At 51.9% G+C, this 1,440-nt stretch carries 2 protein-coding genes; both read left to right on the forward strand.

Features of this window, described 5'->3' with window-relative positions; translation table 11 throughout:
* On the forward strand, nt 1-600 hold a 600-nt coding region (locus F6K20_RS38355; protein ID WP_287298410.1), incomplete at its 5' end, for a tetratricopeptide repeat protein.
* 6 nt (nt 601-606) lie between these two features.
* A partial coding sequence (locus F6K20_RS38360; RefSeq protein WP_287298412.1) for a tetratricopeptide repeat protein occupies nt 607-1,440 on the forward strand: 834 nt, incomplete at its 3' end.

Consider the following 1,440-nt stretch of genomic DNA (forward strand, 5'->3'; position numbering starts at 1 on the left):
TGGGTGAAGTGGACTCAGGAAACCAGTGCAACGGAGATAGTTTACTCAGGCAAGCAGTCCCTACAACCAGGTGCTCGTTATTGGCTGATTGTCAAGACTGACCAAGGCAAAAGTTCTAAAGATGAAGGGAGTTTCGGGTTTAGCATCCTCGGTCAGGAAAAAGCCCAGGAGGTAAGGGCAGCAGCAGAGCAAATTAAGCAAAAGCAGTTGAGTAAGCCAGCAGAAGCACTAGCCTTGGCTCATTTGTACCGCAGCAATGACTTAAACGCTGAAGCCATTAACCTGCTGGAAACAGCTTTAGCTGATGGACTTGAGTCGATCCGGGTTTATCAACTTCTGGGGGACATTTACCAACAGGTGGGATTAAATCGCCTAGCTAGGGAGCGTTACCGGCAAGCCCTAGAACTGGCCAAGGCAGCGGGAGATTTAGATACTCAAGCTCAAGTGCTTGGGGGACTGGCAGTTACCAGTGGGATTATCGGCCAGAAGAATGAAGCGATCGCGTGGCTAGAGCAAGGGAAAGAGGTTTATCAAACCTTGGGAGATCAGGTCAGGGCAGGTCAATTGGAACAACAAATGGTTAAGATTTTAGGGAGCTAATCGTTCATGAAGCCAAAAATCCTAATCAACCCAGGGCTGATGGCGGCTACCATAGTCGGTGTGATCGGGATCAGAGCAGTTCCCCTGCCACCATGGGGACAGATGAGTATAGCCCAAGCCCAAGAAAGCTCACCATCAACTGAGCTAACCGAATCTGTAATTAAAAGAAAACTAGCAGAAGCATTTCGACTTACTCAGCAAGTGTTGGAACTTGGACAACAACGAAAGTACTCAGAAGCTATCCCCCTAGCAGAAAGAGCATTAGGGATTTGGCAACAAGTCCTAGGAGAGGAACACCCTCTGGTGGCCAGCAGCCTCAACTACCTGGCAGCACTGTACTATAGCCAGGGCAGGTACCAAGAAGCCGAACCCCTCTACCAGCAAGCCTTAGACCTTAGAAAACGCTTGCTAGGAGAGGAACACCCCGATGTGGCCACCAGCCTCAACCACCTGGCAGGACTGTACTCTAGCCAAGGTAGGTACCAAGAGGCCGAACCCCTCTACCAGCAAGCCTTAGACCTTAGGAAACGGGTGCTAGGAGAGGAAAACTCTGATGTGGCCACCAGCCTCAACAACCTGGCGGGACTGTACTCAAGCCAGGGCAGGTACCAAGAGGCCGAACCCCTCTACCAGCAAGCCTTAGACCTTAGGAAACAGGTGCTAGGAGAGCAACACCCCGATGTGGCCACCAGCCTCAACAACCTGGCAGGACTGTACGACAGCCAGGGCAGGTACCAAGAGGCCGAACCCCTCTACCGGCAATCCTTAGACCTTAGCAAACGCTTGCTAGGAGAGGAACACCCCCATGTGGCCACCAGCCTCAACAACCTGGCAGGACTA

Origin of the sequence: Moorena sp. SIO2C4 (genome assembly GCF_010672485.1) — a bacterium.
Lineage (GTDB): Bacteria > Cyanobacteriota > Cyanobacteriia > Cyanobacteriales > Coleofasciculaceae > Moorena > Moorena producens.